Source organism: Streptomyces turgidiscabies Car8, assembly GCF_000331005.1.
Lineage (GTDB): Bacteria > Actinomycetota > Actinomycetes > Streptomycetales > Streptomycetaceae > Streptomyces > Streptomyces turgidiscabies.
The window spans coordinates 1-5,162 of sequence record NZ_AEJB01000447.1 but is presented as its reverse complement, the minus strand read 5'-3'; the positions used below and the strand labels follow the sequence as shown (position 1 = coordinate 5,162).

Sequence of the window (5,162 nt, the reverse complement as noted above, 5' to 3'; positions counted from 1 at the left end):
GAGTGGGAGAGCGCCCCGCCCTTCCTCGCCTGGGTGAACAGCGAGGAGCACGTCGAGACCGTACGGCCGATGCACAGCTGCGTCCGGGACACCCGGTCGATGCGCTACAGCATCCTCCGGGAGACGACCCCCAACGCCCCGCTCACCCCGGAGTCGGCCAAGGCCGGCATGCAGGTGGCGGCCCGCGTGGGTGACGGTGTCGCACGCCACGCCCTCACCTTCACCGTCAAGCCGGGCTCCGAGTCGAAGGTCGCCGAGCTCCTGGCCGGCTACACCTCGCCCGAGGCCCAGGTCGACGACACCACCCGGCTGCGCCGCACCTCCCTCTTCATGCACGGCAACCGGGTCGTACGGGCCGTGGAGGTCGAGGGCGACCTTCTCGCGGCGCTGCGCCACGTCGCCCGTCAGCCCGAGGTGCGGGCGGTCGAGGAGGCCATCAACCCGTACCTGGAACAGGACCGGAACCTCAGCGACCCCGACTCCGCGCGGGTCTTCTTCACGCGGGCCGCGCTCCCCGCCGTCCACCACGTGGTCTCCGCCGAGGAGGCACCCGCCGGACTGCGGCGCCACGCGCTGTACTACCCGGCGAAGGAAGGCCGCGGGATGGACCTGGCCCGGCTCCTCGCCCACCAGGACGAGGCCGCGGCGGACGACCCGGCCAGCCCGGTGTACGGAAGCACCGTCTTCCAGCGCGATGACATCGTTGTCCGACTCGTCGACCTCACCGGCGAGCTCGACGCCGACCCCATGTCCTCCCTCGGCCTCAAGGGCCCCGGAAAGGCGGCGGAGCTGGCGCGTCTCCTCGACGGCGCCGCGATCGGCGTCGAGGGCTCCCTGGAGACGGAGCGCAACCTCAACCGCCTCCTGTCGCACGCCGACATGATGCCCGTCACCGACCGCAGCTCGGCGCGTTCCTGACGGACCACCACGGCGCTGTCCGCGCCGCTCCCGCCCTGCCCGGACGACGTCCCTGCCCCACCCGGAGGTGTCAACCATGAACAAGCACCACCCATGCATCGTGGACCTGAGCGAGACAGAACCCAACCGCAGACGCGGCGGCGACCTGCGGGCCATGCTCACGCCCGCCACGGTGGGTTCCACCAGCGGCTTCATGGGCCTGGCGATCGTCCAGCCCGGCGAGCGCATCGGCGAGCACTACCACCCGTACTCCGAGGAGTTCGTGTACGTCGTCGCAGGCGCCCTCGAAGTGGACCTGAACGGCGAGACGCACGCCCTCAGGCCCGACCAGGGTCTCCTGATCCCGATCGACGTACGCCACCGCTTCCGCAACGTCGGTGACGTGGAAGCCCGCATGGTCTTCCACCTGGGCCCGCTCGCCCCCCGCCCCAGCCTCGGTCACGTCGACACGGAGGTGACCGAGACCGCCGTACCCGGCACGGAGTTCGCCGTCGGCGGCCCGGACCGGCTCGCTCCGGACCACGGACAGCGGTCCGAGCGAAGCGAGGCCATACGGTGACCCGGCGGGTGGCTGTCACCGGTATCGGTGTGGTCGCTCCCGGAGGCACCGGCGCCACGGCGTTCTGGGACCTCCTCTCCGGCGGCCGTACCGCGACCCGGGGTATCACGCTGTTCGATCCGACGGGCCTGCGTTCGCGTATCGCCGCCGAATGCGACTTCGACCCGTTCGCGCACGGCCTCGACCCGGACGTGAGCCAGCACGCCGACCGCTACATCCAGTTCGCCATGGTCGCCGCCGCCGAAGCCGTGGGCGACTCCGGCCTCGACACCGGCACGCAGGACCCCTGGCGCGTCGCGGTCTCGCTGGGCAGCGCCGTCGGCGGCACCACCCGTCTCGAACACGACTACGTGCAGGTCAGCGAGGGCGGACAGCGCTGGGACGTGGACCCCCGGGGTGCCGAACCGCAACTGCACCGGGCGTTCTCGCCGAGCACCCTCGCCTCGGTCGTCGCCGAGCAGTTCGGCGCACAGGGCCCGGTGCAGACCGTCTCCACCGGCTGCACCTCCGGGATCGACGCGGTCGGCTACGCCTTCCACACCATCGAGGAGGGCCGCGCCGACATCTGCATCGCCGGCGCGGCGGACTCCCCGATCTCGCCGATCACCATGGCGTGCTTCGACGCCATCAAGGCGACGTCGGACAACAACGACGACCCCGAACACGCTTCCAAGCCCTTCGACGCCCGTCGCAACGGCTTCGTGATGGGCGAGGGCGCCGCGGTGCTCGTCCTGGAGGAGTACGAACACGCCCGGGCACGCGGGGCGCACGTGTACTGCGAGATCGGCGGCTACGCCACCTTCGGCAACGCCTACCACATGACGGGTCTGACCAGTGAGGGACTGGAGATGGCCCGGGCGATCGACTCCACGCTCGACCAGGCCCGCCTCGACCCCACGATGATCGACTACGTCAACGCGCACGGCTCCGGCACCAAGCAGAACGACCGGCACGAGACCGCCGCGGTGAAGCGGTCCCTGGGCGCGCACGCCTACGACACACCCATGAGTTCCATCAAATCCATGGTGGGCCACTCACTCGGCGCGATCGGCGCGATCGAGGTCGTCGCCTGCGTCCTGGCGCTCAAGCACCAGGTGGTGCCGCCGACGGCGAACTACGAGACACCCGACCCCGAGTGCGACCTGGACTACGTACCGCGCACCGCGCGCCAGCGAAAGCTCAGGAACGTGCTCTCCGTCGGCAGCGGCTTCGGCGGCTTCCAGTCGGCCGTACTGCTGACCGGGCCGGGAGGGAGAACCCGATGACAGCTCGGACAACTCGGACGGCTCGGAACACTCGGCGCACCCCGCGCACCTCGCGCGCGGCCATCACCGGGATCGGTGTGATCGCGCCCAACGGCCTGCGGGCCGACTCCTACTGGAAGGCCGTCGGCGAAGGCCTCCTCGTCCTGGACGGGATCACCCGTGAGGGGTGCGGGCATCTGCCGCTCCGCGTCGCGGGTGAGGTCCGGGGCTTCGACGCCGCCGGCCTCATCGAGGAACGGTTCCTCGTCCAGACCGACCGGTTCAGCCACTTCGCCATGGCCGCCGCCGCACTCGCCCTCGACGACGCCGGCATCGCCCGGGGCGAACCCCCGGACCCGTACGACATCGGTGTGATCACCGCCGCCGGATCCGGTGGCGGTGAGTTCGGGCAGCGCGAGCTCCAGAAGCTGTGGGGCCAGGGATCGCGGTACGTCGGCCCGTACCAGTCCATCGCCTGGTTCTACGCCGCCAGCACCGGCCAGATCTCCATCCGGGGCGGCTTCAAGGGACCGTGCGGAGTGGTCGCCAGCGACGAGGCCGGCGGTCTGGACGCCGTCGCGCACGCCGCCCGGGCCGTGGGGCGCGGAACCGGCGCCGTCCTCGTCGGCGGCGCCGAGGCGCCCCTCGCCCCGTACTCGATGGTCTGCCAGCTCGGATACGCGGAGCTCAGCACCGTCGAGGACCCGGCCCGCGCCTACCGCCCCTTCACCAAGGGCGCCTGCGGCTTCGTACCCGCGGAGGGCGGCGCCATGCTCGTCGTCGAGGACGAGAACCGCGCCCGGGAACGGGGAGCGGCGGTCCGCGCCACCGTCGCCGGCCACGCCGCCACCTTCACCGGGGCCTCCCGCTGGGAGCGGTCCAGAGAGGGGCTCGCCCACGCGATCAGGGGCGCCCTCGACGAGGCCGGCTGCGCCCCGGAGGAGATCGACGTCGTGTTCGCCGACGCCCTGGGCGTGCCCGAGGCGGACCGCGCGGAAGCGCTGGCCATCACCGACGCCCTCGGCGCACACGGCACCAGGGTCCCCGTCACGGCGCCCAAGACCGGCATCGGGCGCGCCTACTGCGGGGCGCCCGTGCTGGACATCGCGGCCGCGGTGCTCGCCATGGAGCACCGCCTGATCCCGCCCACCCCCAACGTGTTCGACATCTGCCACGACCTCGACCTGGTGATGTCCCGCGCTCGCCCCGCCGAGCCGCGCACGGCCCTGGTCCTCAGCCGGGGACTGATGGGTTCCAACGCGGCGCTGGTAGTGCGCCGTTCGGACGACTCCGCCCGATAGCACCGGGCGGGAAGGAGAACACCGCATGCTCACCACCCAACTGACCTACGACGAACTGGCCACCCTCATCAAGAGGGGCGCCGGAGTCACCGTCGACCCCGGGGAACTGGAGCGGGCCTCGGACACCCCCTTCGGGATCCTCGGCCTCGACTCGCTCGGCCTGCTCGGCATCGTCGGCGAACTGGAGAACCAGTACGGCCGCTCGCTGCCCCCCGACTCGGAGCGCTGCAGGACGCCCCAGGAGTTCCTCGACCTCGTCAACAGCACCCTCAAGGCTGGAGCCTGAAGTGGCCGGACACACCGAGAACAGCATCACCGTCGACGCCCCGCTCGACCTCGTCTGGGACATCACCAACGACATCGAGAACTGGCCCCGGCTCTTCACCGAGTACTCGTCCCTCGAAGTGCTCTCCCGCGAGGGCGACACGACGGCCTTCCGCCTCACCATGTACCCGGACGACAACGGCAAGGTCTGGAGCTGGGTCTCGGAACGCACCGTGGACCGCGCCAACCGGACCGTCCGGGCCCGCCGGGTGGAGACGGGCCCCTTCGCCCACATGAACATCCTGTGGGAGTACACGGAGCTGCCGGGCGGCACCCAGATGCGCTGGACGCAGGACTTCGCGATGAAGCCCGACGCCCCGGTCGACGACGACTGGATGACCGACAACATCAACCGCAACTCCCGTACGCAGATGGCGCTCATCCGGGACCGGATCGAGCAGGTCGCCCGCGACCGCCAGAACGCCCCCCTGCCCCGCTGAGCCACCGGCTCAGGAAGGACACCCCGATGCACCACGCCCTGATCGTCGCCCGCATGGCACCCGGTTCGGCACCGGCGATCGCCGACCTGTTCGCCGCCTCCGACAGCGGTGAACTCCCGCACCTCGTCGGTGTCACCCGCCGTAGCCTCTTCCAGTACGGCGACGTGTACATGCACTTCATCGAGGCCGACCAGGACCCGGGGCCCGCCATCGCGAAGGTGGCAGGCCACCCCGAGTTCCGAAGCGTCAGCGACAAGCTGTCGGCGTACGTCTCCGCGTACGACCCGCAGACATGGCGCAGCCCCAAGGACGCCATGGCGCACTGCTTCTACCAGTGGGAGCGCGGCGCCGGCTCCTGAGCAACGTGAGCGGCGTG

General features: G+C 71.2%; 7 protein-coding genes. All 7 read left to right on the top strand.

Features of this window, described 5'->3' with window-relative positions; translation table 11 throughout:
• A partial coding sequence (locus STRTUCAR8_RS32610) for a SchA/CurD-like domain-containing protein (RefSeq protein ID WP_044473297.1) occupies positions 1-918 on the top strand: 918 nt, incomplete at its 5' end.
• Positions 919-994: 76 nt separating this feature from the next.
• On the top strand, positions 995-1,477 hold the full coding sequence (locus tag STRTUCAR8_RS32605) for a cupin domain-containing protein (RefSeq protein WP_006380466.1): 483 nt from the start codon (positions 995-997) through the stop codon (positions 1,475-1,477).
• Positions 1,474-2,742 carry a beta-ketoacyl-[acyl-carrier-protein] synthase family protein gene (locus STRTUCAR8_RS32600; protein ID WP_006380469.1) on the top strand — a complete coding sequence of 423 codons (1,269 nt, stop codon included), beginning with the start codon at positions 1,474-1,476 and terminating at the stop codon, positions 2,740-2,742. Before STRTUCAR8_RS32605 ends, STRTUCAR8_RS32600 begins: the two co-directional genes overlap by 4 nt.
• Positions 2,739-4,022: a ketosynthase chain-length factor gene (locus STRTUCAR8_RS32595; protein ID WP_006380468.1), complete on the top strand. Its 1,284-nt coding sequence runs from the start codon at positions 2,739-2,741 to the stop codon at positions 4,020-4,022. Before STRTUCAR8_RS32600 ends, STRTUCAR8_RS32595 begins: the two co-directional genes overlap by 4 nt.
• 25 nt (positions 4,023-4,047) lie before the next feature.
• The gene (locus STRTUCAR8_RS32590) at positions 4,048-4,308 is read left to right on the top strand and encodes a phosphopantetheine-binding protein (RefSeq protein WP_006380464.1); all 261 of its coding nucleotides are present in this window, start codon (positions 4,048-4,050) and stop codon (positions 4,306-4,308) included.
• Between the two features lies 1 nt (position 4,309).
• The gene (locus STRTUCAR8_RS32585) at positions 4,310-4,786 is read left to right on the top strand and encodes an SRPBCC family protein (RefSeq protein ID WP_006380470.1); all 477 of its coding nucleotides are present in this window, start codon (positions 4,310-4,312) and stop codon (positions 4,784-4,786) included.
• 26 nt (positions 4,787-4,812) lie between these two features.
• A complete protein-coding gene (locus STRTUCAR8_RS32580; RefSeq protein ID WP_006380465.1) occupies positions 4,813-5,145 on the top strand; it encodes a TcmI family type II polyketide cyclase in 333 nt (110 codons plus the stop codon).
• The last annotated feature ends 17 nt before the right edge of the window (positions 5,146-5,162 follow it).